This is a genomic window from Natribacillus halophilus, assembly GCF_900100185.1.
In the GTDB taxonomy this organism is placed as follows: Bacteria; Bacillota; Bacilli; order Bacillales; family Marinococcaceae; genus Natribacillus; species Natribacillus halophilus.
Map to the genome: position 1 here is coordinate 53592 of NZ_FNEN01000010.1, position 26437 is coordinate 80028.

The 26437-nt window shown below is 47.9% G+C and carries 29 protein-coding genes; 21 read left to right on the plus strand and 8 right to left on the minus strand.

Going from position 1 to position 26437, the window contains the following annotated elements:
* Positions 1 to 70 precede the first annotated feature (70 nt).
* The 4 genes from BLS58_RS18415 to BLS58_RS11715 are packed head-to-tail and all read left to right on the plus strand — an operon-like array spanning position 71 to position 1606.
* The gene (locus BLS58_RS18415) at positions 71 to 313 is read left to right on the plus strand and encodes an FAD-linked oxidase C-terminal domain-containing protein (protein WP_425433692.1); all 243 of its coding nucleotides are present in this window, start codon (positions 71 to 73) and stop codon (positions 311 to 313) included.
* On the plus strand, positions 313 to 720 hold the full coding sequence (locus BLS58_RS18020) for a PDDEXK family nuclease (RefSeq protein ID WP_245723157.1): 408 nt from the start codon (positions 313 to 315) through the stop codon (positions 718 to 720). The genes BLS58_RS18415 and BLS58_RS18020 overlap by 1 nt, the downstream gene beginning before the upstream one ends.
* Positions 681 to 1025, plus strand: a complete 345-nt coding sequence (locus BLS58_RS18025) for a DNA/RNA nuclease SfsA (protein WP_245723158.1) — start codon at positions 681 to 683, stop codon at positions 1023 to 1025. The genes BLS58_RS18020 and BLS58_RS18025 overlap by 40 nt, the downstream gene beginning before the upstream one ends.
* 14 nt (positions 1026 to 1039) lie before the next feature.
* Entirely contained in the window at positions 1040 to 1606 is a 567-nt protein-coding gene (locus BLS58_RS11715; protein ID WP_090398986.1) for a thioredoxin family protein, read from the plus strand.
* A 25-nt stretch (positions 1607 to 1631) separates the two neighbouring features.
* On the opposite strand, the gene bshB2 is transcribed toward BLS58_RS11715, so the two are convergent.
* Both bshB2 and BLS58_RS11725 read right to left on the minus strand, forming a co-directional pair.
* On the minus strand, positions 1632 to 2300 hold the full coding sequence (gene bshB2 / locus BLS58_RS11720; protein WP_090398987.1) for a bacillithiol biosynthesis deacetylase BshB2: 669 nt from the start codon (positions 2298 to 2300) through the stop codon (positions 1632 to 1634).
* Positions 2297 to 2662, minus strand: coding sequence for a DUF1806 family protein (locus BLS58_RS11725; protein ID WP_090398988.1), 366 nt, complete (start codon positions 2660 to 2662; stop codon positions 2297 to 2299). Before BLS58_RS11725 ends, bshB2 begins: the two co-directional genes overlap by 4 nt.
* Before the next feature lie 115 nt (positions 2663 to 2777).
* On the opposite strand from BLS58_RS11725, the gene BLS58_RS11730 reads away from it, so the two are divergent.
* Both BLS58_RS11730 and BLS58_RS11735 read left to right on the plus strand, forming a co-directional pair.
* Entirely contained in the window at positions 2778 to 3695 is a 918-nt protein-coding gene (locus BLS58_RS11730; protein WP_090398989.1) for a S66 peptidase family protein, read from the plus strand.
* Positions 3696 to 3751: 56 nt separating this feature from the next.
* Positions 3752 to 4279 (plus strand): YusW family protein, encoded by a 528-nt coding sequence (locus tag BLS58_RS11735; RefSeq protein ID WP_090398990.1) that lies wholly within the window; start codon positions 3752 to 3754, stop codon positions 4277 to 4279.
* Here the strand turns inward: BLS58_RS11735 and BLS58_RS11740 are convergent.
* Positions 4276 to 4596, minus strand: coding sequence for a CHY zinc finger protein (locus BLS58_RS11740; RefSeq protein WP_090398991.1), 321 nt, complete (start codon positions 4594 to 4596; stop codon positions 4276 to 4278). The two genes, BLS58_RS11735 and BLS58_RS11740, sit on opposite strands and share 4 nt — an antisense overlap.
* A gap of 108 nt (positions 4597 to 4704) precedes the next feature.
* Here BLS58_RS11740 and BLS58_RS11745 point away from each other — a divergent pair, with 108 nt between their 5' ends.
* From BLS58_RS11745 to qoxD, 8 genes are all read left to right on the plus strand, one after another.
* Entirely contained in the window at positions 4705 to 5106 is a 402-nt protein-coding gene (locus BLS58_RS11745) for a nucleotidyltransferase substrate binding protein (RefSeq protein WP_090398992.1), read from the plus strand.
* Entirely contained in the window at positions 5103 to 5417 is a 315-nt protein-coding gene (locus tag BLS58_RS11750) for a nucleotidyltransferase domain-containing protein (RefSeq protein WP_090398993.1), read from the plus strand. Before BLS58_RS11745 ends, BLS58_RS11750 begins: the two co-directional genes overlap by 4 nt.
* 429 nt (positions 5418 to 5846) lie before the next feature.
* A complete protein-coding gene (locus BLS58_RS11755) occupies positions 5847 to 6044 on the plus strand; it encodes a cold shock domain-containing protein (protein WP_090398994.1) in 198 nt (65 codons plus the stop codon).
* Positions 6045 to 6226: 182 nt separating this feature from the next.
* Positions 6227 to 7657: a DEAD/DEAH box helicase gene (locus BLS58_RS11760; RefSeq protein ID WP_090398995.1), complete on the plus strand. Its 1431-nt coding sequence runs from the start codon at positions 6227 to 6229 to the stop codon at positions 7655 to 7657.
* A 166-nt stretch (positions 7658 to 7823) separates the two neighbouring features.
* Positions 7824 to 8783 carry a cytochrome aa3 quinol oxidase subunit II gene (gene qoxA / locus BLS58_RS11765; RefSeq protein WP_090399038.1) on the plus strand — a complete coding sequence of 320 codons (960 nt, stop codon included), beginning with the start codon at positions 7824 to 7826 and terminating at the stop codon, positions 8781 to 8783.
* A 33-nt stretch (positions 8784 to 8816) separates the two neighbouring features.
* Positions 8817 to 10787, plus strand: a complete 1971-nt coding sequence (gene qoxB / locus BLS58_RS11770; RefSeq protein ID WP_090398996.1) for a cytochrome aa3 quinol oxidase subunit I — start codon at positions 8817 to 8819, stop codon at positions 10785 to 10787.
* Complete coding sequence (gene qoxC, locus BLS58_RS11775; RefSeq protein WP_090399039.1) at positions 10780 to 11415, plus strand: cytochrome aa3 quinol oxidase subunit III; 636 nt, start codon at positions 10780 to 10782, stop codon at positions 11413 to 11415. The genes qoxB and qoxC overlap by 8 nt, the downstream gene beginning before the upstream one ends.
* Entirely contained in the window at positions 11412 to 11738 is a 327-nt protein-coding gene (gene qoxD / locus BLS58_RS11780) for a cytochrome aa3 quinol oxidase subunit IV (RefSeq protein WP_090398997.1), read from the plus strand. The genes qoxC and qoxD overlap by 4 nt, the downstream gene beginning before the upstream one ends.
* 25 nt (positions 11739 to 11763) lie before the next feature.
* Here qoxD and BLS58_RS11785 read toward each other — a convergent pair whose 3' ends face one another.
* From BLS58_RS11785 to BLS58_RS11795, 3 genes are all read right to left on the minus strand, one after another.
* Complete coding sequence (locus BLS58_RS11785) at positions 11764 to 12660, minus strand: cation diffusion facilitator family transporter (protein ID WP_090398998.1); 897 nt, start codon at positions 12658 to 12660, stop codon at positions 11764 to 11766.
* A gap of 13 nt (positions 12661 to 12673) precedes the next feature.
* Entirely contained in the window at positions 12674 to 12967 is a 294-nt protein-coding gene (locus BLS58_RS11790) for an ArsR/SmtB family transcription factor (protein WP_245723159.1), read from the minus strand.
* A gap of 481 nt (positions 12968 to 13448) precedes the next feature.
* Positions 13449 to 13727 carry a spore morphogenesis/germination protein YwcE gene (locus tag BLS58_RS11795; protein ID WP_090399000.1) on the minus strand — a complete coding sequence of 93 codons (279 nt, stop codon included), beginning with the start codon at positions 13725 to 13727 and terminating at the stop codon, positions 13449 to 13451.
* Positions 13728 to 14081: 354 nt separating this feature from the next.
* Between BLS58_RS11795 and BLS58_RS11800 the strand changes: the two genes are divergently transcribed.
* The 5 genes from BLS58_RS11800 (at position 14082) to BLS58_RS18420 (ending at position 20183) form a co-directional block, all read left to right on the plus strand.
* A complete protein-coding gene (locus tag BLS58_RS11800; RefSeq protein WP_090399040.1) occupies positions 14082 to 16214 on the plus strand; it encodes an ATP-dependent Clp protease ATP-binding subunit in 2133 nt (710 codons plus the stop codon).
* A 256-nt stretch (positions 16215 to 16470) separates the two neighbouring features.
* Positions 16471 to 17439 (plus strand): ABC transporter substrate-binding protein, encoded by a 969-nt coding sequence (locus BLS58_RS11805; protein WP_090399001.1) that lies wholly within the window; start codon positions 16471 to 16473, stop codon positions 17437 to 17439.
* Between the two features lie 64 nt (positions 17440 to 17503).
* Positions 17504 to 18355, plus strand: coding sequence for an ABC transporter permease (locus BLS58_RS11810; RefSeq protein WP_342705683.1), 852 nt, complete (start codon positions 17504 to 17506; stop codon positions 18353 to 18355).
* A gap of 26 nt (positions 18356 to 18381) precedes the next feature.
* Positions 18382 to 19554: a quaternary amine ABC transporter ATP-binding protein gene (locus BLS58_RS11815; protein WP_090399002.1), complete on the plus strand. Its 1173-nt coding sequence runs from the start codon at positions 18382 to 18384 to the stop codon at positions 19552 to 19554.
* Positions 19555 to 19961: 407 nt separating this feature from the next.
* The gene (locus tag BLS58_RS18420) at positions 19962 to 20183 is read left to right on the plus strand and encodes an exonuclease domain-containing protein (protein WP_143018908.1); all 222 of its coding nucleotides are present in this window, start codon (positions 19962 to 19964) and stop codon (positions 20181 to 20183) included.
* A gap of 336 nt (positions 20184 to 20519) precedes the next feature.
* On the opposite strand, the gene asnB is transcribed toward BLS58_RS18420, so the two are convergent.
* Together asnB and ilvD are read right to left on the minus strand one after the other, a co-directional pair.
* Positions 20520 to 22400 (minus strand): asparagine synthase (glutamine-hydrolyzing), encoded by a 1881-nt coding sequence (gene asnB, locus BLS58_RS11820; protein WP_090399003.1) that lies wholly within the window; start codon positions 22398 to 22400, stop codon positions 20520 to 20522.
* Between the two features lie 243 nt (positions 22401 to 22643).
* Entirely contained in the window at positions 22644 to 24341 is a 1698-nt protein-coding gene (gene ilvD / locus BLS58_RS11825) for a dihydroxy-acid dehydratase (protein WP_090399004.1), read from the minus strand.
* A 155-nt stretch (positions 24342 to 24496) separates the two neighbouring features.
* Between ilvD and BLS58_RS11830 the strand changes: the two genes are divergently transcribed.
* Both BLS58_RS11830 and mmgD read left to right on the plus strand, forming a co-directional pair.
* Positions 24497 to 25177: a GntR family transcriptional regulator gene (locus BLS58_RS11830; RefSeq protein WP_245723160.1), complete on the plus strand. Its 681-nt coding sequence runs from the start codon at positions 24497 to 24499 to the stop codon at positions 25175 to 25177.
* Between the two features lie 18 nt (positions 25178 to 25195).
* Complete coding sequence (gene mmgD, locus BLS58_RS11835) at positions 25196 to 26308, plus strand: citrate synthase (protein ID WP_090399005.1); 1113 nt, start codon at positions 25196 to 25198, stop codon at positions 26306 to 26308.
* Positions 26309 to 26437: the final 129 nt, after the last annotated feature.

A 26437-nucleotide genomic window follows, 5' to 3' on the forward strand; every position in this document is an offset into this window, starting at 1 on the left:
CTTGTCGTCTTCGGCCATGCCGGCGATGGCAATTTGCATCCTGATATTCTCGCGGATAAACGAGACCCCGATGAAATGGAGAGAGCGGAAAAAGCGGTGGCCGAAATTTTTTCAGCTGCTATCGAATTGGGGGGGCACGTTATCCGGGGAGCACGGCATCGGCACGATGAAAGCGCCGTTTATGGAAGAGGAACTTGGGGAAACGGGCCTGGAGATGATGAAACGGTTAAAGCAATCCTGGGATCCGAAAGGCATTATGAATCCCGGTAAAATATTCGCGAGCTCCGGTGCGAAGCTGGTGTTGACGGACTAATGTTCTTGCCGTATCCGGACCAGCTGCATAAAGCCACATTCCTTGAACGTCCCAACCGTTTTATCATCCGAGGAAAAAAAGAAGATGGTGAAGTCATCACCGCTCATCTCCCTGATCCGGGGCGCTTAAAAGAATTGCTCCTCCCGGGCCGCCCGATTTGGCTGCGCTATGTTGACGACCCGAACCGTAAGACGAAGTGGTCGGCAGTGCTTTGTGAAAGCGAAGATGGGCGCGTTTACGTGTCATTGGACACAACCCTGCCCAACCGCTTGATCACCCGTGCATTGCAGGAAGGAAGATTGAGCCCTCTCTCGGCCTACAGATATGTTCAGCGGGAGTACACCTTCGCGGGGGCGCGTTGGGATTTTTGCTGGAAAAGGATCATCACCCCCTGCTGTTGGAAGTGAAAAGTGTGACCCTTGCCGAGGACGGCGTTGCTTATTTCCCTGATGCCGTGACCGCTCGTGGCACAAGGCACGTGCAAAAGTTGGCGGATATTCAAGAGGCTGGAACCCATGAAGCGGCGGTGTTATTTGTCGTCCAACGTGGGGATGTTAAAAACGTTCGTCCTGCGACGCACATCGATCCCAAATTTTCTGCCGCGTTGCAACAAGCGGCCACCCGGGGCGTGCAAATGCTGGCGATGACAACAGATGTCGACTTACACGGCGTGACGCTGGGATCACGGCGTATTCCTGTATTTTTTAACTAGAAAGGAACGATAAAATGGCTTTGAACGAATGGTTTGCAAAAGGCATGAGTCCGGGAACGTACATGGAACAGATGACGAAGCACAAGGAAAATCTCCACTATATCTACGAACGCTTCAGCGTCACGGATGATGAACGATTGACGACGTTAAAACAGAAAAATGACCGCGTGATCGTACTCACGGAAGATTGGTGCGGAGACGCGATGCTGAATGTGCCGATTTTATTTCACATCGCGGAGCAGGCAAATATGGATGTATCGTTATTGCTGAGAGACAGCAACCTGGAGCTTATGGATCAATACTTGACGAATGGAAAGTCGCGCTCGATTCCTATCTTTATTTTCATCGATCAGGACGGGAACGAAGTGACGACGTGGGGGCCGCGTGCGCCGGAAATGCAGGCGAAAGTGGAAGAACTCTTTAAGGCGTTACCGGCAAAAGATGACCCTGATTATGAGCAAAAATGGAAAGAAACGATCGCGACGATGACAGAGATGTTGCGCGATGATGAAAACAACTGGCATACGGTGTACGAAAGCATCATAAACACGTTGGAAAGAGCAGAAAAAATGCCGTCCTGATCGATCAGGGCGGCATTTGCCTTCTCTATAGCTCGTAAATCCAAAACTGCTCGTAGCGAATCCACGCTTCCGTATCCTCATCGCCTTCGGCCAATTTCTGTTTCGTAATCGCGGTCACTTCCTGCATTTGACTTTCGTGGGCCGCGATCGCCTCGAGCTTTCGATCCATCCAATCGCCGATGTCATATTCAATGTCAGGCTCGCCGATTTCCTCGACGGAGCGGGCGTCAATCGCTTTCGTGTGCAATTTCGGCCGCTCATTTTCCGGAATGCGTTTCATCGCCTCAACCACGGCTGCGCCGGTGGCATCATGATCCGGATGGATGCTTAATCCCGGATAAAACGTAATGACGAGCGAAGGATTGACATCCATGATGACTTCTTTTAAGTGCGCGGCAACGGTATCGAGCTCTTCAAATTCCAGCGTTTTATCCCGGTAGCCAAGATGACGGATCTCATCCACTCCCATGACTTCAGAGGCATTCGCCATTTCTTCACGGCGAACGAGCGGTAAGGTTTCCCGGTTGGCGACAGGGGGATTTCCCCAATTTCGACCCATCTCACCTAACGTTAATGAAGCAACGGTTACTTTCGTTCCGTGCTTTTTTTTATGCATCATGACCGTTCCCGCGGCCGAAAATGTTTCATCATCGGGGTGGGGAAAAAGCAATAGAATGTGGCGTTCTTGATTCATGTCGTGTCCACTCCTTCTTCAAAAGGGACTGTACTGAGTTGCAGGGCGACGGACAGTTTGCCTTGTTCGTCAAGCCCATACAAATACAAGGATTCATTCGCTTTTTCTTCAAATGCGGTCAATCCTTCCGCGAAAATCCAGCCGTCTTCGGTTTTTAAACCGACGCGAAAAGGATCATCACCGCTGATTTTTCCGTGCAGGACGTTCACACGGGCGTTACGAACGAAACCGCCGGAGGCTTGAAACTTGCCGTGTCGGTAAGCGGCGTAAGCGCCGTTCGTTAGCTCAAAATGGACATATATTTGTTGACCCTTGAACGTATTCAACGCTGTCTGTACAGCGTCTGCCTGTATATTTTTCATAATAAGTCTCCTAGAAAAAAACGATTATAGTTGTATTGTACATTTTCACAAATCAGTTTTAAACAAAAACGATTTCGCATAGTGATGGAAAAAACATAGGAAGCGGGGAGCTAAAATGGCCGTTCAGCCACCGATCGTGCAGGCAGGGGATACGGTAGGGATCGTGACGTTAGGCAGTCCGCTGGAAGCCGCAACGATCGATGCGCGTGTACAATATCTGGAAGCGATGGGTTTAAATGTTGTGCTTGGCAATCATGTCTACGATTGGGATGGGTTTTTAGCCGCAAGTAACGAGGAGCGGGCGGCAGATTTGATGGCGATGTTCGAAAACGATGATGTAAACATGATCCTGCCGACGCGTGGCGGGGTAGGGGTGGCGGGCATTCTGCCTTATTTGGATTATCCGCTGATACATGCCCGTCCGAAATGGCTCAGTGGCTACAGTGATATTACGGTCCTTCTTAACGCGCTCTATCAATTTGGAAATATTATTAGTTTGCACAGCTTAATGCTCATTGATTTTCGGGCCACGACCCCTGCATATAATTTCGAGCAGTTTTTCAGTGTCGTTTCTTCCGCGGACATCACCCATGAGATCGTGAACCCGCCTGATTTTCCGCCTCTCAATGGACGGGTGCCCGGAAATGTGACGGGACCGATCGTCGGCGGGAATCTGGCGTCTTTTGTGGGGACGTTGGGGACGGCATTTGAAACGGATACCACGGGGTCTATTTTATTTTTGGAAGAAGTGAATGAACCGATCAATACGGTGTATCGATGGATGCAACACCTTGAGCAAGCAGGGAAGTTCGCGGATTGCGAGGGCATTATCCTCGGCGAATGCAGTGACTGCCAGATCGCCTATGGGCAGGATTATGAAGACTTGATCGAAAATTTTTTTGTACCCATGGGTAAGCCGTTAATTACAGGACTGGCAAGCGGCCACGGCACATATAAAGCGGCGGTCCCGATCGGAGCTGTAGCGAACCTTAACAGCGAAGAGGGAACGATTACGGTGGTGAGCGAAGGATAACGTTTGCCTAATCGCTTGCTGGGGAAAAGAGGGGGTGGATAAAGGAGGCTATATGCATGAAGAAGTTTGGAATGATGACATTATCCGTCGTTTTTGCGGCGAGTCTCTCCGCGTGTGGAGATGGTGAGGAAGCACCGGAGGAAGACGGAACTGCAGATACGAACGATGATATTGAAGTGGAAGAAGAAAACGAAGTGGATGTTGATGATGAGACGGAGGAAGATGAAGACGAAGACACGGATGCAGATGATGAATGGTACGAAGCTCTACCATATGACGAGTTCGAATTAGAAGCCGAATATGGTGATGGGGAATACGAAGCCGAGTACGAATATGAAGGCGGAAACCCCGAAGCGGAAATCGAGGACGAACGGAATGGCGAAGACATTGAACTCGAAGGTGAAGAGGCCTTAGAGGAACTTTCCGGCATCCTCCCGGAGATGGACATTGATGAGGATTCCAGCGACGATGAAGTGTTGGAAGCCGCTATCGATGCTTTTGAACTGGATGAAGATTACAGTGAGCTTGAAGTGGAAATAGAGTTCTTCGACGGCGGGGAAACTGAAGTAGAAGATGAAGATTAAGCCTGTGTGTCAAAATAAAGATGATAATGATATTTGCATCCTTCATTGAAAAGAGCGTGGCAATGCAGGCAGTGATCGGTACCGAAGTATGCCCGGATCGTGTGTTCATACCCGCACACCCCACATAATAGGGCGCGTTCATCAAATTGGTCTTTTTTCCAGACGGAAATGGGATGATCTTCACATTCCCGGTGGCATTGATAACAGGGGTAATATTTTCCGCAACAGTGAAACTTAATGGCGATAATATCTTTTGCGGTCGCGTAATGAACGCAGCGGGTTTGCCGGTCGGTCAGTTTTCCATAGACGTGCGGCATTGGCTTCCCTCCCTTGCCCTCAGTGTAACAAAAAAATTTGCTATTCACCCACTGAAGGTTATAATAAATGTAGGAAAAAATCCCGGTAAGGGAGGCTCACCCAGTAAAATGAACCAAAAAAATATCAGGTGGCGTCAGCGATTTGAAAACTTTGAACGGGCCTACAACCAACTCAGCGAAGCCGTGACACGTTTGGAGAATCTCAGCACTTTGGAAAAAGAAGGATTAATCCAGAGATTTGAGTACACGTTTGAGCTGGCCTGGAAAACAGTGAAGGATTACTTGGAAGCACAAGACGTAGCCGCTGGTTACCCAAGAGAAGTGATAAAATCAGCTTTTTATTACGGTCTCATCAAAGATGGGGAAACATGGATGGACATGCTCGAAAAAAGACATTTGATGGCGCATACGTATAATGAAGCCCGCTTCAACAACCTCATCGACAAAATCAAAGATGAGTATTACGACGCATTAACCCAAGTTTATCGTGATCTGAGTGAACAAATATGACATTCGGACTGCCGGAGAAAAGCAGGAATATGATTATCAAGGAACTGAAACAAAGAAAAGAGATCAAGGAAGCAGCCATTTTTGGAAGCCGTGCCATGGGGAATTATAAAAATGGGTCAGACGTTGATCTCGTTATATATGGTCCGGAGGTTACTGAACACGTGATCAGCCAACTCCGTATAACGCTTAATGAAGAACTGCCCTTGCCCTATTATTTCGATATCGTTCATTATGAAACAATATCTTCCGATCCGTTAAAAGAACACATAGACAGTGTTTCACGGTCACTTTATCAGCCCAACCCGTTATAAAGAAAACTTGGGTTATCGCCAAGCCTGGCGAAAGCCTTAGTTGCACTTATGCATGATAAGAAAGTTATACTTTTGTATGAAAACAACCATTATTGGAGCAGCGCAAACCAATCAGTATAACCAACATATGTCACGATTATACTTTTTGCGCTAAATCAGTTGTTTTCATGGTAGATGGTGGCTACCGGCAGCGTAGCCACATTGTTTCTTATCTGCTAAAAAAACTGCGTATGATATTTGCCAAACGCGTTACACTGTGATATAGTCAAAATGTCGAAAGTGATTGAATGTACGGTGTCAAATTTTTTCGGCCTCTGCTTTTAAGTTTAGGACGCAAAAAGGTTCACCCCGTTTCAATTATTTTTAGCAAAATTTGGTTCAAGAAGGAACGGACCTTTTTGGACTGCCTATTCAAAGGAGGCCATAAGCATGACCGGTAAGGTAAAATGGTTCAACGCCGAAAAAGGATTCGGTTTCATCGAGCGTGAAGACGGAGACGATGTATTCGTACATTTCTCTGCGATCCAACAAGAAGGTTTCAAAACGTTGGATGACGGCCAGGATGTAGAATTCGAAATCGTCGAAGGCGATCGCGGACCGCAAGCAGCTAACGTTGTAGGTCTGTAAACAGCGTTGAATACTCAGGAATAGAGGGGGTATATTCCAATGGGAATATACCCCTTTCATGTGCAGGTAAGAAAGTATAAACCACTTTCTTATCCTGCATAAGTGCAACTAAGGCTTTTGCCAGGCTTGGCGATAAGCCAAGTTTTCTTTAACAAAAGGAGAAATAAAGGAGCAACCGTTGAATGAAGTTTGCAGAACTGGATTTACCCCCCTATCTGTTAAAAAGTGTCGAACAGATGGGGTTTACAGAAGCCACGGCCATACAGGAGAAAATCCTGCCCGTCGCCCGCGAGGGACGTGATGTCATCGGCCAGGCCCAGACCGGAACCGGAAAGACCGCAGCCTTTGGGCTGCCGATCATCGAAAACGTCGATCCCGAGGATCCGAAAGTACAAGCCCTTATTTTAACACCGACCCGCGAATTGGCTGTCCAGGTTTCCGAAGAAATCAATAGACTCGGACATACAAAAAATGTTAAGTCTGTGGCTGTGTACGGCGGAGCCGACATGGGCCGGCAAATTCGGGAATTAAAATCGCGCCCCTCCATCATTGTCGCAACGCCCGGGCGTTATATGGATCATACCCGACGCAGGACGATTCGTCCGCAATCGATTCGTACGGTGGTGCTTGATGAAGCTGATGAAATGTTGAGCATGGGTTTCATCGAAGATATTGAAACGATTCTGGAAGAGATTCCGAACCAGCGCCAAACCCTGTTATTTTCAGCGACGATGCCGAATCGTTTAAAAACCGTCGCCGATCGTTTCATGACGGAGCCGCAAACCGTTTCGGTGAAAGCGAAAGCGATGACGGTGTCCAATACGGAACAATTGGTCACAAAAGTTCCGGAAAAGCAGAAGTTATCGGCCCTCGGTCGCTGGATTGATTTTGAGGCCCCGGAGCTCGCGATCATTTTCGGCCGGACGAAACGGCGGGTGGATGAACTGTCTGAGGCGCTGGAACAGCAAGGATACGAAGCCGCCGGCATTCATGGCGATATGAAGCAGGCGCAGCGGACGAATGTGTTGAATCGTTTCAAAAAAGGGGCCGTGAAGTATCTCGTCGCGACAGACGTGGCCGCCCGCGGCATTGATGTGACCGGTGTGACCCATGTGTTTAATTTCGATATGCCGCAGGACTCGGAAAGTTACGTTCACCGTATCGGGAGAACCGGGCGTGCCGGGCAGTCGGGAAAAGCCATTACTTTTGCCGCTCCCGTCGAAATGGATCATATCGAGATGATCGAGAAAGCAACGAATGGAAAAATAAAACGCGTTGACGTCCCGAGCGACCGCGAAGCGGAGAGCGCCAGGCAGGAACGCGCGGCTGAAGAGCTCAGCAAAATCATTGCAAAAGAAGGCCATCACGGGCTGGAGCCCATGGCCGAAAGATTATTGCAAGAGCACGAAAGTGTGACGGTCGTCGCCGCCGCCCTTTCAATGCTGCAAAAGGGTAAAAGGGAAACGACGAAAAAACTTACCGGAGAACCGCCGATGGTCCATCGAAAGAAAAGAAAACCTGCCGGTAAAAAACAGGGCCGTCATTATCAGAATCGTCGTGGCGGACGCCGCGATCGAGGGTCTGCCCCTCAAGGACGCAGACGTTCCGGGTAATAAGATGTCCAAACGAGTGAGAGGGATGTGCCTGATTGCTCGTTTTTTATTATGTTTTTTATTACGTTTTTTGACTTATTTTGCTAGAATAAGACAAACGCCATGAATTTGAAGAGAGGTTGGTGATCATTTGAAGCGCTTCTTATGGATAACGATCGGATTATGTATGGTTATGCTCCTTGGCGGTTGTAATCTGAGAGTTCTCGATCCTCAGGGAACCGTGGGAGAACAGCAACGGGATTTGATTATTCTTTCCATCATTTTCATGTTAATCATTGTGCTCGTTGTCTTCATCCTCTTAACGTACTTTCTTGTCAAATATCGGGAGAGAGAAGGCCATCGCGGCTATGACCCCGACATTGACGGAAGTGTCAAACTCGAAGTGGTATGGACAGTCGTTCCGATTATCATCGTTACGATACTTTCGGTTCCTACCGTGTACACGATTTTTAACATCGAAGAGGTGCCGGAGGCGAATACAGAAGAAGAAGAACCGCTTGTGATTCATGCAACTTCGGCGAACTGGAAGTGGATTTTCAGCTATCCGGAAGAAGATATAGAGACCGTTAATTACATAAATATACCGGCTGAGAGACCCGTGCTATTTAGACTGACGTCAGCGGATTCCATGGCCTCTTTCTGGGTCCCGCAACTGGGCGGGCAACGCTATAATATGGCAGGCATGCAAACGGAACTTTACCTACAGGCTGGGGAAGAAGGCACTTATTACGGTAGAAACGCGAATTTTACGGGTGAAGGGTTCGCGGAAATGCGTTTTGATGTCAACGCCATCGATGAAACCGAGTTTAATGAATGGGTGACGGACGTTCAGGAAGAGGCCCCGCAACTTACCCAGGAAACCTATGATCAATTCATGGTGCCGGGGCATGTGGAGGAATACACCTTTTCAGGCACGCATTTGGAATGGGTAGATCACGCGCTCGATCCCGAATACGCGCTGGAAGCACGGGCAAGACAAGGATATGAACCAATCCATCCCCACGCTTCGGAAGCACCTGATGATGTTCCTACCTGGGATATTGATGTGGACACAGACGTTACCGAAAGACAAGAGTCGTATATAGAAGAAAATCAAGAAAGTGATTCTCACCACCACCATCATTAGACTATCGAATCGAACCGAAAAGGGGAGAAACACGTGGACCCAGCTTGGGATGAATTCATTATCACCGGAGAACCATTTATACTTGCCGGACAAATAGCCATATTAGTCACAACCATAGGCATCATCTTTATATTGACATACTTTAAAAAATGGAAATGGCTTTGGAATGAATGGATTACAACCCCCGATCATCGTAAAATCGGGATTATGTATATCATCGCTTCCTTATTAATGATGATTCGTGCCGGCGTAGACGCGATGATGATGCGGACACAACTGGCTGCTCCTAACATGCCTTTCCTGGGAGAGGCCCAGCATTATAACGAGATTTTTACAACGCATGGAACGATTATGATTATTTTTGTGGCGACTCCATTTTTAATCGGTCTTATGAATGTGGCCGTTCCATTGCAAATTGGGGCTCGTGATGTCGCTTTTCCTTTTGTAAATAACTTGAGCTTTTGGACGTTTTTTTGGGGAGCGATGTTGTTCAACATTTCATTTGTCATTGGCGGTGCGCCGGATGCCGGTTGGTCGGCCTATATGCCACTGGCTTCCAATGATCTCAGTATGGGGCCGGGGCAAAATTTTTACTTACTCGGTCTGCAAATTTCCGGTATCGGTACACTGGCGACCGGGATTAACTTAGTGACCACGATTATTAAAATGCGGGCAAAAGGCATGACGCTCATGCGGATGCCGATGTTTACGTGGACGACGTTGATCACTTCGCTGATCATCATCGGGTCGTTTCCGATATTAACCGTCGCCTTGGCGATGCAGACATTTGATCGCTTATGGGATGCGGCATTTTTCACGTTGCAGGATGGCGGTATGCCGATGATGTGGGTCAATCTGTTTTGGCTGTGGGGGCATCCGGAAGTCTATATCGTTATCTTGCCGGCATTTGGCATCTTTTCGGAGATTATTACCACCTTTGCGCGCAAGCGCTTGTTCGGATATACATCCATGGTGTTTGCGATCGCCGCGATCTCAGGCCTTAGTTTTCTCGTCTGGGTCCATCACTTTTTCACCATGGGAGCTGGACCAATGGTGAACTCCTTTTTTTCCATCTCAACCATGGCGATCGCGGTGCCTACGGGTGTTAAAATATTCAACTGGCTGGCGACCTTACATCGAGGGCGGATACGTTTTAATGTCCCGATGGTGTGGGCATTAGGGTTTATCCCGAATTTTACCATCGGCGGCGTGACCGGAGTCATGCTGGCAATGGCTGCCGCGGATTATCAATACCATAATACGTACTTTCTCGTCTCCCACTTTCACTACGTCCTTATCGCGGGCACGATATTTGGTTGTTTTGCCGGAACGATCTATTGGTGGCCGAAAATGTTCGGGGTAAAATTAAATGAGCGACTCGGACACTGGGTGTTTTGGCTTTTTATGATCGGGTTTAACGTCACCTTTTTCCCGCAATACTTTCTGGGTCTAGACGGGATGCCGCGGCGAATTTACACATATTTTCCCGAAGATGGCTGGTTTAGTTTAAACTTTTTATCAACCGTTGGTGCTTACATGATGGGGTTCGCTTTCGTGCTTCTCGTTTATAACATGTATTACAGTTATCGCTATGAAAAAAGAGAGACGAGCGGGGACGCCTGGGGCGGGCGCACCCTGGAATGGGCCACGTCTTCGGCGATCCCTCCCCATTACAACTTTGCCCAAATTCCTGAGGTGAAGGATCAGGATGCTTTTTGGCAAATGAAACAGGAAGGGGTCGACCCGAATGGCGTCGAGGAATATCAGGATGTTCACATGCCCAATCATTCCGGAAATCCGTTTGTCATGTGTGTATTCATGTTCATCGGCGGGTTTGGTCTCGTCTTCCATTGGTGGACTATCGGAATCATCGGCGCCCTTGGCATTTTTGCCTGTATGATTCAGCGTTCATTTTCACGGGATGACGGGCACATCGTTTCAGCCGAGGAAGTCAGGAAAGAAGAAGCGGAAATCAGGGAGGGACAAGCCAATGAGAATGGATAATAAAATTGATCCTAAAGAACTTGAAGACTTCCCTGATGAAGAAAGGCCTTTGGAGTATCAAACGGAGACGGGCAGTTTGAACATTTTCGGTTTCTGGATGTTCCTGGGCGCAGAGATCGTGCTCTTCTCCGCATTGTTCGGTACGTATTTTGTACTCATATTTCGGACGGACTCGAGCGTTCTTCCCACAGAGCTTTTTGATATGGGTCTAGTGTTGGCGATGACTTTCACCCTGCTCACGAGCAGTTTTACAAGCGGGCTCGCGATTAATGAGATGCGACTCGGCAATGCGAGGCGCATGATGATTTGGATCGGGATTACGCTAGTGCTGGGACTAGGTTTTTTGGGAATGGAAATTTATGAGTTTGTGGAGTTTGCAAGCGAAGGCGCAACATTGGCAACGAGCGCTTTTTGGTCGGCCTTTTTCCTTCTTCTCGGCACCCATGGCGTACACGTGGCTATGGGAGTAGCCTGGTTCATCATTATTCTGATTCAAATTAAAATGAGAGGCTTAAACCCGGTGACGGCGAATAAAACGTTTATCGCCAGTCTGTATTGGCACTTTCTCGATGTTATCTGGATTTTCATCTTTACGGGTGTATACTTGTTAAGGTTGGTGATCGCATGAGTAACGGAACAGCCGCCACAAAAAAAGGGCATTTTCCGTGGAAACATGTCGTTGGTTTCATCAGTTCCATCGTACTGACGTTAGTCGCCTTGTGGATTGCATTTTATTCAGCGTTCAGTGTCCGGACGATCATCGTTCTGATCTTTTCGCTTGCCTTTATTCAAGCGGCCCTGCAGCTGTTGATGTTTATGCATATGGCCGAAAGCAGCAATGGCAGGATTCAAGTGGGACATATTCTTTTTTCCGCTTTTGTCGCCATCGTCGTTGCTCTCGGCTCTTATTGGGTGATGGAATTCGGCATCCACCTCGAGCATCATATGTGAAACCGGAAGCCGAAGAGACGTTTATCTACTCACATCTACTCGTACAGTTCCAGTCTTCTCCTTCAATTTGAATGGTTGCATGCGGGATGTTGAATTCATTTTTCAGCAAGTTTGTGGACGTTTGTAAAAGCTCATCCCGATTGGCTTCCCGATCGACGACGAGGTGGCCGCTGAAGGCCGGGAAATCCGATGTGATCGACCATACGTGTACGTCATGAATCGCGTGGACATTTGGGAGTGCCAGCAATTGTTCTTCAATTCGGGCCAGCGATATACCGGATGGTTTTCCTTCCATAAGGACATGGATGGACTTCTTCGCAATACGAATTCCGGTAACGAGGATGAGCAGCGCCACAATCATGCTTACAATCGGGTCCGCGTACGTCCAATTGAAAAATATGACGAGCAGCGCGGAGATGATGACCCCGATCGTACTGAGGATATCGCCGAGGACGTGAAAAAATGCCCCTTGCAAGTTCAAGTTCCCTTTCACATCCCCGCCGCGCATGAAAATCCAGGCGATCAGCACGTTGATGACGATCGCGAAACTCGCGACCATAAGCACCCCTCCACCCGCGACTTCCGGAGGGGAGAAGAAACGCTCAATGGCGTGCCAAATGATGAATGCGGAGATGCCGATTAAAATGACACCATTCACAAGCGCCGCGAGAATTTCGAAACGCTTGTAGCCGAACGTTTTACTTTTGCTCGCGGCCCGTTCTCCGATTTTGAATGCCAAAAGGGCAAGACCGATGGAAAAGAAATCACTTAACATATGCGTCGCATCGGCTAAGAGCGCAAGACTGTTTGTCATAATCCCGCCGATGACTTCCGCGATCACAAGTAATGAAATGAGCGCCAGCGCGGCCATCAATACTTTTTTATTGTTTGTATGATGATGGTGATGATGGTCGTGTGACATGATTTTCTCTCTCCTATTCATGCAGGGCGTGATTAATGGTTTGTTCCAACACTTCGAGGACGTGTTCATCCTCCGGGGAATAATAAATGGACGTACCTTCTCTTCTGGATTTTACAAGCCGCAAGTTCTTTAAAAACCGCAGCTGGTGGGAAACGGTCGACTGACCGAGTGACAACTGTTCAACGATCGTACCGACCGAGCATTCTCCCTCGGAAAGCAAATGCAATATCCGGATACGCGTCGGGTCCGATAAGGCTTTAAACATCTGGGACACGAGAAAAACGGTCTCTTCATCAAGCTGTTTCATAAAACACATCCTATTATATGATTATATGCTCATATAATACCATCGAAAAGGTTATATGTAAAGGCCATTCATTTAACCAGTATGGGATCATCATCCGTCGCGGCCTGTAGCGCTTGTCGTTTGGGGTATGAAAACGCCCAAATCATCCCTCGCGGCTCGATCCGCCAGTCGTTTGGGGTATGAAATAGGTTAAATCATCCGTCGCGGCCTGTAGCGCTTGTCGTTTGGGGTATGAAAACACCCAAATCATCCCTCGCGACTCAATCCGCCAGTCGCTTGGGGTATGAAATAGGTTAAATCATCCGTCGCGGCCTGTAGCGCTTGTCGTTTGGGGTATGAAAACACCCAAAACATCCCTCGCGGCTCGATCCGCCAGTCGCTTGGGGTATGAAATAGGTTAAATCATCCCTCGCGGCTCAATCCGCCAGTCGTTTGGGGTATGAAATCGAGCGAATACATAAAAAAACCGAAGTGAATCGTTTCACTCCGGATCGGGCTTATAATCAGCGTATCGCTTCCACCACTTGGGCTTTACATATAAAATAATCGCGGCCACGTGGGCAAGAAGCACGTTAAACGAAAACAATACCATGAAAAACGTATGCGCGGCAGGCGTTAACATGCCGGCGACATAATACCCGGACATGATCCACATCACGAGCAACAACGGTAAGCTGGCGATGGCTAACCGGCGTTTTTCTTTCCAAAGGAACAGTGGGGTGGCGCTGGCAATAAATAAATATAAAAAGAAGATTCCCAAGTGAACCATCTCCTTTGCTCGCAGATAAGTATAGCTTTCTTATCATGCATAAGTGCAACCAAGGCTTTAATCATCCGGCCTCTGGCCTCTGAAATCTGACTTCTGTCATGTCACACATTGATCACATTTATTGTACCAAATTTACATCACTTTGACACCCACAGCTTGTTTATTTTACGGTCCGAAACGGGAAATCACCCTACAGAAAATGATCCAAAAAAAAATTAAACAAAACACTTGAAAGTCAAAGAAAGTCAAACTATAATGGAAATATAGCTGAAGGTTAAATATAGTCAAAGTCAAAAGAAAAGCAAATATACGAGACAACAGAACAAGGAGGATGAATGTTTAATGATGAAATGTGATCATTGTCAAGAAAACGATGCACGTATTCAAATGAGAATCAATTTAAACGGAAACCAACGACAATTGCACCTGTGCGAGTCTTGCTATCGAGATATGCGCAGACATTTGCGTCAGCCTTCCGGACAAAGCGGAAACCCGCAGTTTGATCAAATGATGAACGCAATGGGCGGCCAGCAACAAGACCAAGGGCAATCATTTGCGAATGCCCAGACGCAACAAGGCGCCGGTCAGGGTGGCGGCTTACTCGATGAACTCGGAAAAAACCTCTCCCACAGCGCCAATAACGGAGAAATCGATCCGATTATCGGCCGTGACCAGGAAGTTGAACGGGTCATTGAAACCCTGAATCGCCGCAACAAAAATAACCCGGTATTGATCGGTGAGGCCGGTGTCGGCAAAACCGCGATTGCTGAAGGTTTGGCCCTTCGCATTAATCAAAATCAAGTACCGAACAAACTCCGAAACAAGCAAATTTACTTGCTTGATGTTTCCTCACTCGTCGCCAATACGGGCGTTCGCGGACAATTCGAAGAACGAATGAAGCAATTGATCTCGGAGCTGCAGCAACGCGACGATGTCATCGTATTCGTCGACGAGGTCCATCAAATCGTGGGTGCCGGCTCGGCGGAAGGTTCAGCAGACGCCGGAAACATCCTGAAACCCGCGCTTGCCCGCGGTGAAGTCCAACTCATCGGCGCGACTACGTTGGCGGAATATCGCAAAATCGAAAAAGACGGCGCCCTTGAACGTCGCTTTCAGCCTGTCATGGTGGATGAGCCTTCCCTTGAGGACGCGCAGAAAATCCTCGAAGGCCTTCAGCCCAACTATGAACAGTATCACGAAGTGACGTACACGCCAGAAGCGATCGCGGCTTGTGTCAATCTCTCTGACCGCTATGTCCAGGATCGATTCCTACCTGACAAAGCCATCGACTTGATGGATGAAGCCGGTTCGAAAGTGAACTTGCTCGTCAGCGATCTGGATGACGACGAGATTTACAAGCGCCTTGAAGAAATCAAGATTGAAAAAGATGACGCAGCAAATCGCGAAGATTACGAAACGGCCGCCAAGCTTCGCACCGAGGAATTACAACTGCAGGAAAAACAACAACAGGCGAAATCCGAAAATGAACATGAGTCCGTCGTTGACGTGACTCGAATCCAAAGCCTCGTTGAAGCGAAAACCGGCATCCCGGTTCGTCGTCTCCAGGAAGATGAACAGAAAAAAATGCGCGACTTGCCGGAGCGTTTGAACAGCCAGGTCATTGGCCAGGAAAAGGCGGTCGAAAAGGTCTCAAAATCAATTCGCCGCAATCGTGCAGGTCTCCGTCGCGGCACACGACCGATCGGTTCCTTCATGTTCATCGGCCCAACCGGTGTCGGCAAAACGGAACTCTCCAAATCACTGGCAGAAGAAATGTTCGGTGATCGGAACGCGATGATTCGCCTGGACATGAGTGAGTATATGGAAAAACACTCCGTCTCGAAACTCATCGGTTCACCGCCCGGATATGTCGGACACGATGAAGCCGGACAGTTGACCGAACGTGTCCGCCGCAAGCCATACAGCATTATTTTGCTGGACGAAATTGAGAAAGCACACCCCGATGTGCAGCATATGTTCCTACAGATCATGGAAGACGGACATCTCACCGACAGCCAGGGCCGTAAGGTAAGCTTCAAGGACACCGTCCTGATCATGACTTCCAACGCGGGAAGCGACATGAAAAAGATCACCGTAGGCTTTGGCGCGGATCAGGAAGAAGAGAACGCCATGGAAGGGTTGACCGATTACTTCAAACCGGAATTTCTCAATCGTTTCGATGCCATCGTCCGCTTCAATGAACTTTCACGCGACCATCTATTAACCATCGTAGACCTTATGCTCGACGATCTTAAAGATTCCGCAGAAGAGCAAGAAGTCACGATTGAAGTGACCAAAGACGCCAAACAAAAAATGGCAGAGCTCGGTTATGACCCGACCTTCGGGGCACGCCCACTCCGCCGTGTCATCGAGGAATACGTCGAAGACGGCATCGCCGATGAAATGCTCGCACACGATGAAGTTAAAAATGTCGTCGTCAATATACGCGACAGTCAGTTAAACGTTGCCGCAAAATAAGGAAATGATGAGGTAGCCTCTTAGCCGGGGCTATCTTTTTTTTGGCAGATAAGATGTGGAAGCGCGTTAAATTTGTAGATAATCGTCGATTAATAGGTAAATTCACTGATATTTTACTTTGAAAGTGTTCCTTCTGGACAATGATGTCTATAACGATAAATATACTCGAATAACTACTACAAGCTCCTTTTGACTAAAAGTATCAAGTTTTGCTTTAATTAATGGGACGTCATAGATATAACGGAGGGCATTGTATATGAAAAGATTTAAAATCAGGTTGATTAGCGGACTGATGGTTATTTTATCTCTAGGTCTTGCTGCCTGCGGAGCAGAGGATGACGAAACGATTGTCTTTGCCGAACCTGAATGGGAAAGTATATGGTTTCATAATTCTGTTGCACAAATCATTGCCGAAGAAGGATACGGTTATGACACGGATACGCAGACAGGGAGTTCGCCTGCAACATTGCAAGGGTTAAGAGATGGCGATATTGATGTTTATATGGAAACATGGATTGAGAATATGAGAGAGCCTTATGAAGCTGGTTTGGATGCAGGCGAAATCGTTGAGCTCTCCACAAATTTCGATGATAATGATCAAGGCCTCTATGTCCCTACATATGTGATTGAAGGAGATGAGGGGGAAGGGATAGAGCCGATGGCGCCTGATCTAGAATCCGTGGGGGATCTGGAAGAATATTGGGAAGTATTTGAGGATCCTGATGAAGACGGAGTGGGACGTATTTATGGTTCTCCCCCCGGATATGAAGCTGAAACGATTGTAGATGCTATGTATGAAGAGGTCGGACTGAATGAAAACTATAATTTGTTCAGCCCCGGGTCGGAGGCTGCCCTTAACACTTCTTTAGTCACGGAATATGAAGATGGTGAACCGTGGGTCGGATATAATTGGGAGCCTACCTGGATCATTGGCTTGTTAGACATGACATTATTAGAAGAAGAAGACCCTGACGATCCTTTCTTCCCATCCCAGCCGGTAACGATCACTGCGAACTCATCATTTGCAGAAAATGATGATGAATTTGTTGCGTTTCTAGAACAATATGAGACAAGCAGTGATATTACCGGGGAAGCACTGCACTATATGGAAGAGAACGATGCGGATGAGCAGGAAGCTGCGGAATGGTTTTTAGAGGAGTACGAAGATCTTTGGACTGAGTGGGTGCCTGAAGATGTAGGCGAGGATGTACTGGCTTCTTTATAAGGACAGACGTTACGATCAATAGAATGGAGGAAACGGGAATGGTTATTATCAGGATTCCCGGGAAATGATGAATGAGTTTCCCGATATCAATTTAGATTTAGGTCAGTACATTAACGATTTTATCAACTGGTTAACCGATAATATGGGCTTTGTTTTTGATGGACTTGCTGATGCCATTATATGGAGTTTCCAAATGTTGTCTTCCGTCCTCTTGTGGCTTCCATGGTGGGTTATCATCGCGATTATATTTCTGTTGTCTTGGCGATTGATGCGTTTTTGGACGGGAGTGATTTTTGCAGTATTCATTTTTATGATCGGTGCTTTTGGTTATTGGGAACTTATGATGGACACGGTGTCGATTATTTTGGCTTCTGTACTCATTTCCCTAATTGTAGGCATTCCTATCGGCATTTTTATGGCTTACAAAGATGGATTTGAAAAGTTCATGAGACCGATTCTGGATGCGATGCAAACCATGCCTACCTTTGTTTATCTCATTCCGGCGATGATGCTTTTCGGATTGGGCGTTGTTCCGGGCATGTTTGCCACGATCATTTATGCGATTCCTCCGGTCATTCGTTTAACCAATTTAGCGATTCGCAACGTTTCCAAAGAAATGGTGGAAGCTGCTGATTCTTTCGGTTCATCTACGTCACAGATTTTGTTCAAGGTGCAATTACCGCAAGCTTTACCGACCATTATGACCGGCATTAATCAAACGACGATGATGGCGCTGGCGATGGTCGTCGTTGCTTCCATGGTTGGTGCACAAGGCCTGGGACTGGAAGTCCTCTCTGCATTGCAACAAATTGATGTCGCTACAGGGTTTGAAGCCGGGATCAGTATCGTTTTTCTGGCCATTATTCTGGATCGCTTATCTCAAAGTGTGGCCGAAAAGTACAAATACAGTGATTGATCAAATTGTGAAAGTAGGAATGGAAGATGTCCACAAAGATCAAAGTTGAACATTTAACCAAAATTTTTGGTCGGGATCCGCAAAAGGCTCTCGACCTAGTGGAAAAAGGGGAATTCAAGGACGCCATATTGGAACAAACGGGACATACCGTCGGTGTATATGACGTCTCCTTTGACGTATCCGAAAGTGAATTTTTCGTTATCATGGGTTTGTCCGGAAGTGGAAAATCCACCTTGATCCGCTGTTTAAATATGTTGAATAGACCGACCGCGGGAAAAGTGATTGTGAACGGGGAAGATATTGTTCCCTACTCGAGAAAAACGTTAAGTGAATTTAGGCAAAACAATATGGCCATGGTTTTTCAACACTTTGGCTTGTTCACCCATCGATCGATTTTAACCAATGTCGTCTATGGTTTGGAAGTCAAAGGTGTTGATCAAGAGGAAAGAGAAGAAACGGCCAGAAGAGTATTAAAAACCGTAGGGCTTGAAGGTTGGGAAAATAAAAGACCCGGTGAACTGAGTGGCGGTATGCAGCAAAGAGTGGGCCTGGCGAGGGCTTTAGCGACAGACCCGGATATTCTGCTGATGGATGAGCCTTTCAGTGCATTGGATCCATTGATTCGACGGGAGATGCAGCTGGAATTGCTGGACATTCAGGCCAAACTTAAAAAGACGATTATTTTTATTACACACGATGTCAACGAGGCTTTTCAACTCGGAGACCGGGTTGCTGTCATGAAGAATGGCGTTATGGAACAGATCGGGACACCTGAAGAACTTCTGGCAGCACCGAAAAGCGACTACATTAAAGAATTTGTCAAAGACACAGATAAATCCAAAGTGTTGCAAGCGAAAAATGTCATGTTTAAACCATCCGCCATCGTTCCCCTCGGCGGTGGGGCTAAACTGGCCATTGAAGAAATGCGAAAACACGGGATTTCCAGTGTATTTGTGATCGGACAGAACAAGAAACTGGAAGGGCTAGTCACCATTGATGATGCTTTAAAAGCCAACAAGGAAAACCAACCGCTTAAAAATATTATGATATCCGATTTTCCTACAACCGACCCTGAAACTTATATTGAAGCACTCATTCCAATCGCCACCGAAGCAAAGTATCCCCTTGCGGTTGTCGATGATGAAAAACAGTTAATGGGGATCATTTCCCGCGTATCGGTTATGTCTGCCTTAGCGTGACAAATAGGCGATAAAAGAAATGGCAAAAAGGCAGTGATCACATGCTTTTTACTTTTTCTGCATTTTTAGGGGGGCTGCTCAATCTTCTGCTCATGTGGAGACGCCCGGCTCAGGCGATCGGACCTCTCATGGGCATTGTCTCCATGCTCAAGTTTCAGCGGCACACGACAGGGACGGCGGGTTGAGACATTCGGATGGTAGAACAGGGAATTGTTAGGCGCTTACAGTCAAATTATAAGTGGACATTCCAAACGTTTGTGCCTCAAGATGGAAAATAAACGTTTTTGGGTTATGTGGGAGAGAACAGCCCTAGATCAACTGGGTAAACTTTTCAATATTGACCATGCTAAAGTTTACTATCGTTCCAAGTTCCTTTTAAGCCTCTATGAATATCGACATACTGAAAATTGCTTTGTACATATCAGTTATCAAAAAGATTAATATTAGACAGATCCAGTTATTCTATCAAGACGCTTAGTCAGCATTTTGGTATCAAGTTGAAGAGGCATCACAATGCTCTTGATGATACTAAAGCTTGTGCAGAGTTATTCATAAGATTATGCAGTGATTTTGAATTAAACGATGAGAATTCAATATATTCAAAAACGGATATTCGAGTTGGCGGCTGAAAATTGGTCAGCTATTGAAGTAGAGCATTCATTTGGACAAAAGTAGGGGCTGATCAAGTAAAATTGTCCGAATGGAAGGCTCATTCGGACACAACCTGGATTCGATCGACAAAAAATGTACGAAAGAGGCGGTTATACGGACAAATAGCATGGGCAAGGGGTAAAAATTGTCCGTAAAAAGCGTCCATACACGAGGCCACTCTTGTTTCGATGTTAGCCTGGTGTGATCGGGTAATTTAACCACCCTGCACTAGGCTTGGAAAAAGAACAAACTCTTGACGATCGCTTGACTTCAATGTTTTTCATCAGCGGTGAAGCGTCGGTGCAGCACGCCTGTCACCTAGGTTGACGACGAACGTCCGGTGAAAGTGGGGACTGCTCCACATAAACATTGTGCCAGAGCATAAACGTGAGCACCGTCCATAATTTTCGACTATAATCCCTTTTTCCCTTGCGGTGCTCTTCTAACATTTTGAAAACGACTGATTTACGAATATGAAGATCGGTGGGACTCTGCTGAATGAGGTTATAAGCCCAGTCATAGAGTTCATCTTTAAGCCAATGGCGAATGGGAACCGGAAATCCCAGCTTTTTTCGATGCAGGACAGTCTCCGGCACAATGGTTTCCATCACTTTTCGGAGAGCGTATTTGGTCGTGCCATCGCCGATTTTGTCTGCGGTGGAAAGCTGAGAAGCCACTTTAAAAACCTCCTGGTCGAGAAATGGCACTCTTAATTCAAGGGAATGGGCCATCGTCATTTTGTCCGCTTTCACTAATATATCTCCGCGTAACCATGTAAGCAGGTCGATATACTGCATTTTTGTGACACTGTCTCCATATTGAATCTTCTTGAAAAGAGGGCGCGTAATGTTTTCATAGGGAAAACGAGGGTCATAATGGGTCAATAGCTCACGCTTTTCACTTTCGCTGAAGATTTTGGCGTTTCCCACGTATCTCTGTTCCAACGGGGTGGAACCCCGGAGTAAATAATTTTTACCTTTAAGCTGTCCGGGTATTTTCTCGGCAGCTTTTCGCAATGCTTTATTGCCCGGGGAAGATAAAAGGGAAAACCATTTGAGGGCCAGCGGCTCTCGATAAATGTGGTAGCCGCCGAACAATTCATCTGCTCCTTCACCGGAAAGCACGACTTTCAAATGCTTGCTTGCTTCTTTTGCCACAAAATAAAGCGGGATCGCGCTTGGGTCAGCCATAGCATCATCCATATGCCAAATGATGTTCGGCAAGGCGCTCACAAATTCATCGGGACCGATGATCTTTTGAATGTTTTCAACCCCGAATTTATCAGCTGTTTCCCCTGCAATATCGGTTTCATTGAATCCGTCGCGGTCAAAGCCGACCGAAAATGTTTTAAGGTTGGGATGAATGTCTTTGGCCAACGAGACAATGGCTGTTGAATCAATACCGCCTGATAAAAAAGCGCCTACAGGCACATCACTTCGCATGTGCATGTGAACGGAATCCTGTAAAATGTTCCTGATCTTTTCCACTGTATGATCAAGCGGGCGGTGCGTGGGGAAGAATCGCGGTTGCCAATATTGAACGATGCGAAGCGGCTCACCCGTTTCCTTGACCAGATAATGCCCGGGTTCCAGCCGTTTGATGTCGTTGGAGAAGGTCAGCGGGTCCGGCACATACTGAAACGTAAAATAGTGCTGCAATGCTTCCTGGTTGCTGCACTCGTCATTGTGGTCTTGAAGCAAGCTCTTTTTTTCGGAAGCAAAAGACATGCCCCGCTCATTATTCTGATAAAAAAAGGGCTTGATGCCGAACGAATCCCTCGCCGCAAACAATCGTTGACGTTGTTTATCCCAGATCACAAAAGCAAACATCCCACGCAAATGCTTTAGCATTTCTGCTCCCAGCTCACAGTATAGGGCGAGGATGACTTCTGTATCAGAGGATGTTTGAAATGTATACCCTTGTTCTTTTAACCTTTCCTTTAGCTCAATGTAGTTGTATATTTCACCGTTAAAGGCAATCCAGTACCGTTCACCATCATAGGCTAACGGTTGCTGGCCTCCGTGAACGTCAATAATGCTCAATCTTCTAAACCCTATCCTAATATAGTCGTCCGCGTAATAACCGTCATCATCAGGACCTCGATGTGTGAGTAATGATGTTGCGTTATAAAGATGTTCGACATCAGCCATATTTGGTTTACGAAAATGATAAAGATATCCGAAAAAGCCACACATCAGTCTCTCTCCCTTATTGCTTTACAAATCCCGACACAAATGTCCTTCTGTTACTGTATGAGTGCTTTGTTTTAATCGTACAAAATAAAGAGCCCAAATTTATGGGCTGTAACGATTTTTTATAGGCGATCTCGTGAACATATCGGCGACCTCCGGAATATATCAGCGACTTCGCGAATATATCAGCGACCGCGTAAAAAACCCTTGGCGACCGCCGGCCACCAAGGGTTCGTTTTATGCTAGCTATTCGACTTCACCGTCCGTGATTGCTCCTTTTGATGCGGATGACACGAGACGGGCATATTTGGCAAGTACGCCGGTTTTAAAACGAAGCTCGGGCGTCTTCCAATCTTTGGCGCGCGCTTCCATGCGCGCTTCGTCCACGTCGACGTTCAGCACTTGTTCGTCGCTGTCGATCGTGATCGTGTCCCCTTCCTGCAGATAGGCGAGCGGGCCGCCTGCCTGTGCTTCCGGGGCGACATGACCGATGACGAAACCGTGGGAGCCGCCGGAGAAACGGCCGTCGGTGAGCAGGGCGACATCGCCGCCAAGGCCTTTGCCGACGAGCATCGCTGTCACCGAGAGCATTTCCGGCATGCCCGGGCCGCCTTTCGGACCGACGTAGCGGATGACGAGTACGTCGCCTTTTTTAATTTCGTCGTTCGTGATCGCCTTTGTGGCACTCTCCTCACTATCGAAAACCCGGGCCGGGCCGCTGAACCGGCTCACATCCTGGCCGGACATTTTTGCGACGGCGCCTTCGGGGGCGAGATTTCCCCGCAAAACGACGAGCGGACCGTTTTTCTTTTTCGGATTTGAAAACGGGAGAATCACGTCTTGGCCTTCATGCAGCGATTCCGCTTCGGCAAGATTTTCCCTGAGCGTTTTGCCGGTAACGGTTAATGTATCCCCGTGGAGAAGATCTTCTTCAAGGAGCAGCTTCATGACCGCGGGGACGCCGCCGACGTTGTTCAAATCCTGCATCACATACTTGCCGCTCGGCTTTAAATCCGCCAGATGCGGGACGCGCGCACGAATGTTTTCAAAGTCCTCCAGGGATAAATCCACGTCCACCGCGTGCGCCATCGCGGTAAGGTGCAAGAACGCATTCGTCGAGCCGCCGAGGGCCATGACGACGGTGATCGCGTTTTCGAAGGCTTCTTTTGTCATGATGTCGCGCGGATAGATGTCTTTTTTCAATAATTCATTGACCATTTCGCCGGCACGTTCGCATTCTTCTTCCTTTGCGCCCGCAATCGCGGGTGTCGAAGAGGATCCCGGCAGGCTCATGCCCATGGCTTCGACGGCGGCGGCCATCGTGTTGGCCGTGTACATGCCGCCGCATGCGCCTGCGCCAGGGCAGGCATTGCACTCGACGTTGTGCAGTTCCTTGTCATCGATGTCGCCGACCTGGTGCTTGCCGACGGCTTCAAAGGTGGAAACGATGTCGATATCTTTGCCCCGAAGCTTGCCGGGTTGAATGGTGCCCCCGTAAACATAAACAGAAGGCACATTGAGACGCCCGATAGCCATTAAACAGCCCGGTGTATTTTTGTCACAGCTGCCGATGGCCACAAGCCCGTCCAGCCGTTCCGCCTGCGTGACGGTTTCAATCGAATCGGCGATCACTTCCCGGCTCGGGAGCGAGTAAAACATACCCTCGTGACCCATGGCTACGGCGTCAGACACCGTAATCGTGTTAAACATAAGCGGTGCACTGTCGTTTTTTTCCGCTCCGTTTTTCGCGCTTACCGCCAGTTTGTCCAGATGCATGTTGCAGGGGGTAACTTCACTCCAGGCACTCGCGACGCCGACCATCGGCTTTTTAAAATCTTCATCTTCAAAGCCGACGGCGCGCAGCATTGCCCGGTTCGGCGCCCGATTGGGGCTTTCGCTAATGACGTGTGAACGAATGCGTAAATCTTTTTCTTCTTTTGACATGAGAACCCATCCCTTCGGTTATGTAAAAGTTCTTTTTAATAGAATAGCATAATTTGTACGAAAACGATATTGACAGAAAAATATTTTTGTATACAATTATAAATATATACGGAAGTGTGGTGGTGCGCTTCATTAGTAAAAAGGAGAATGGTCCTGTGAACGACAAGCGAATGTCAGCGGCTGATTTGGCTTATGAACAATTGAAAGCAGGCATGATTGAGTGGACGTATCCGCCGTCATCCTCGCTACGGGAAGAACAGCTTTCCAAAGATTTGGAGATTAGTCGTACCCCGCTGCGGCAGGCCCTTTATCGCCTGGAGCTGGAAGGGTTCGTCGTCAAGCAGCCGAATGGGCGGATGATGGTCGCGCCGATCACGCTGCAGGAGGCAAGAGAAGTTTTTCAGGTGCGGGAGTTGCTGGAAAGTCTCGTCGCGCGGGAAGCAGCGGAAAATATGACCGAGGAACATCTTTATCGGCTTGAAGATGTCGTCGAACTCATGCGCCGAGCGGTGAACACGAATCGCAGCGATGAAATCGTGAAGCACGGGGAACATTTTCACCACATTTTACACTCGTTGAGCACCAATGACACGAACAAACGCTTTCTGCAGCAACTGCAGAACAAAATCGACCGTTACCGCCGCATCAGCGGATACAAAAATCCCGGCTATTCGTTGCAAACGCCGCTCGATGAGCATGAAGGCATTTTACAGCTTTTAAAAGCGGGCAAAACGGGTAAAGAAGTAGAAGAAGCGATGCGCGCGCACATTAGGCGCAGCCTCGTAAGCATCGAAGAAACGATCGAGCAATATGAGCGCAAGGGTCTTAAAAATTAAAGGAAAGAGGTGCTTAGCATGGGAGAGCAGCAAGTAAAAGCCGGTCTTGACGGCGTCATCGCCACGGACACAGACATTTCCTATCTCGATGTGGAAAATGAAGAAATTGTCCTCAAAGGCTATGACCTTATCGAGCTGGCCGAAAAGAAAAACTATTTGGATCTCGTTCATCTTTTATTTGAGGGGAATTTACCGGATCAAAACGGACGTCTGTCTATGGAGAGCGCTTTAAAAGATGAATATACGCTTCCCGACAATTTTTTTCAGTTATTTTCCATGCTGCCGAAAGAAACGCATGCGATGGATGCGATGCGGACAGGGATTTCGGCGTTGGCCGGTTATGACGGGCAAATCGATGACCGCTCAACGGAAGCGAACAGGGATAAGGCCTTGAAAATATTGGCAAAAATGCCGAACATTGTTGCCAACAGCTACCATACGTTGCAAGGGGAAGCGCCTGTGCCGGCCAACACGGACTTACCTTACAGCTCGAACTTCCTTTATATGATTACGGGCAAAGAACCGACCAATTTGGAAGCGGAAACATTTGACCAATCGCTGATGGTCTACAGTGAACATGAGATGCCGAACTCGACCTTCGCGGCCCGGGTCATCGCTTCCACGAATGCGGATATTTATGGCGCCATGACCGGAGCCGTGTCGTCCCTGAAAGGCAATTTGCATGGCGGCGCCAACGAAGCGGTCATGCACATGTTGCTGGAAGCGGAGACGGTGGACGGCATGTCGAAACTTTTGCATGAAAAGCTGCGCAACAAAGAGCGCGTCATGGGTTTCGGCCATCGGGTGTACATGAAGAAGATGGACCCGCGCGCGCTGCTCATGAAAAAAGCGCTTCATAAATTGGCGGTTGAACAGGGCCGCGTGGATCTTTATGACATGTGCGTGCGCGGCGAAGAGGTTATCCGTGACGAAAAAGGCTTGTATCCGAACCTCGATTATTATGCCGCGCCGGTCTATTATCTCTTGAATATCCCGATTCCGCTTTACACGCCGATTTTCTTCGCCGCGCGTGTCGTCGGGTTGGGGGCGCATGTCATTGAGCAGCACGACAATAATCGACTGTATCGGCCGCGGGTGCATTATACCGGGCCGCGCGGGTTGCAGCCTTAGGGAGCGAAGAGGTGGATGGAAAAATATGGGGGTGACACCTCGGGCGAATGGCTGATGATGCTGGAAGGTGTCACTAGGTCGAGGTGACACCTCAAAGCGCGTGAGGTCTCGACCGAAAGGTGCCACCAG

Bases quoted from the DNA above. Each gene is read 5' to 3' on its own strand.
- qoxA (WP_090399038.1), top strand. From the start codon at position 7,824: ATGGTTATGCTCCTTGGCGGTTGTAATCTGAGAGTTCTCGATCCTCAG.
- BLS58_RS11745 (WP_090398992.1), top strand. From the start codon at position 4,705: ATGAACCAAAAAAATATCAGGTGGCGTCAGCGATTTGAAAACTTTGAA.
- asnB (WP_090399003.1), bottom strand. From the start codon at position 22,400: ATGTGTGGCTTTTTCGGATATCTTTATCATTTTCGTAAACCAAATATG.
- BLS58_RS11805 (WP_090399001.1), top strand. From the start codon at position 16,471: ATGAAAAGATTTAAAATCAGGTTGATTAGCGGACTGATGGTTATTTTA.
- BLS58_RS11800 (WP_090399040.1), top strand. From the start codon at position 14,082: ATGAAATGTGATCATTGTCAAGAAAACGATGCACGTATTCAAATGAGA.
- BLS58_RS11755 (WP_090398994.1), top strand. From the start codon at position 5,847: ATGACCGGTAAGGTAAAATGGTTCAACGCCGAAAAAGGATTCGGTTTC.
- qoxD (WP_090398997.1), top strand. From the start codon at position 11,412: ATGAGTAACGGAACAGCCGCCACAAAAAAAGGGCATTTTCCGTGGAAA.
- BLS58_RS11810 (WP_342705683.1), top strand. From the start codon at position 17,504: ATGATGAATGAGTTTCCCGATATCAATTTAGATTTAGGTCAGTACATT.
- BLS58_RS11740 (WP_090398991.1), bottom strand. From the start codon at position 4,596: ATGCCGCACGTCTATGGAAAACTGACCGACCGGCAAACCCGCTGCGTT.
- BLS58_RS11750 (WP_090398993.1), top strand. From the start codon at position 5,103: ATGACATTCGGACTGCCGGAGAAAAGCAGGAATATGATTATCAAGGAA.
- BLS58_RS11725 (WP_090398988.1), bottom strand. From the start codon at position 2,662: ATGAAAAATATACAGGCAGACGCTGTACAGACAGCGTTGAATACGTTC.
- BLS58_RS11815 (WP_090399002.1), top strand. From the start codon at position 18,382: ATGTCCACAAAGATCAAAGTTGAACATTTAACCAAAATTTTTGGTCGG.
- BLS58_RS18020 (WP_245723157.1), top strand. From the start codon at position 313: ATGTTCTTGCCGTATCCGGACCAGCTGCATAAAGCCACATTCCTTGAA.
- BLS58_RS11785 (WP_090398998.1), bottom strand. From the start codon at position 12,660: ATGTCACACGACCATCATCACCATCATCATACAAACAATAAAAAAGTA.
- BLS58_RS18415 (WP_425433692.1), top strand. From the start codon at position 71: ATGAAATGGAGAGAGCGGAAAAAGCGGTGGCCGAAATTTTTTCAGCTG.
- qoxC (WP_090399039.1), top strand. From the start codon at position 10,780: ATGGATAATAAAATTGATCCTAAAGAACTTGAAGACTTCCCTGATGAA.
- ilvD (WP_090399004.1), bottom strand. From the start codon at position 24,341: ATGTCAAAAGAAGAAAAAGATTTACGCATTCGTTCACACGTCATTAGC.
- BLS58_RS11730 (WP_090398989.1), top strand. From the start codon at position 2,778: ATGGCCGTTCAGCCACCGATCGTGCAGGCAGGGGATACGGTAGGGATC.
- BLS58_RS11735 (WP_090398990.1), top strand. From the start codon at position 3,752: ATGAAGAAGTTTGGAATGATGACATTATCCGTCGTTTTTGCGGCGAGT.
- bshB2 (WP_090398987.1), bottom strand. From the start codon at position 2,300: ATGAATCAAGAACGCCACATTCTATTGCTTTTTCCCCACCCCGATGAT.
- mmgD (WP_090399005.1), top strand. From the start codon at position 25,196: ATGGGAGAGCAGCAAGTAAAAGCCGGTCTTGACGGCGTCATCGCCACG.
- BLS58_RS11760 (WP_090398995.1), top strand. From the start codon at position 6,227: ATGAAGTTTGCAGAACTGGATTTACCCCCCTATCTGTTAAAAAGTGTC.
- BLS58_RS11715 (WP_090398986.1), top strand. From the start codon at position 1,040: ATGGCTTTGAACGAATGGTTTGCAAAAGGCATGAGTCCGGGAACGTAC.
- BLS58_RS11790 (WP_245723159.1), bottom strand. From the start codon at position 12,967: ATGAAACAGCTTGATGAAGAGACCGTTTTTCTCGTGTCCCAGATGTTT.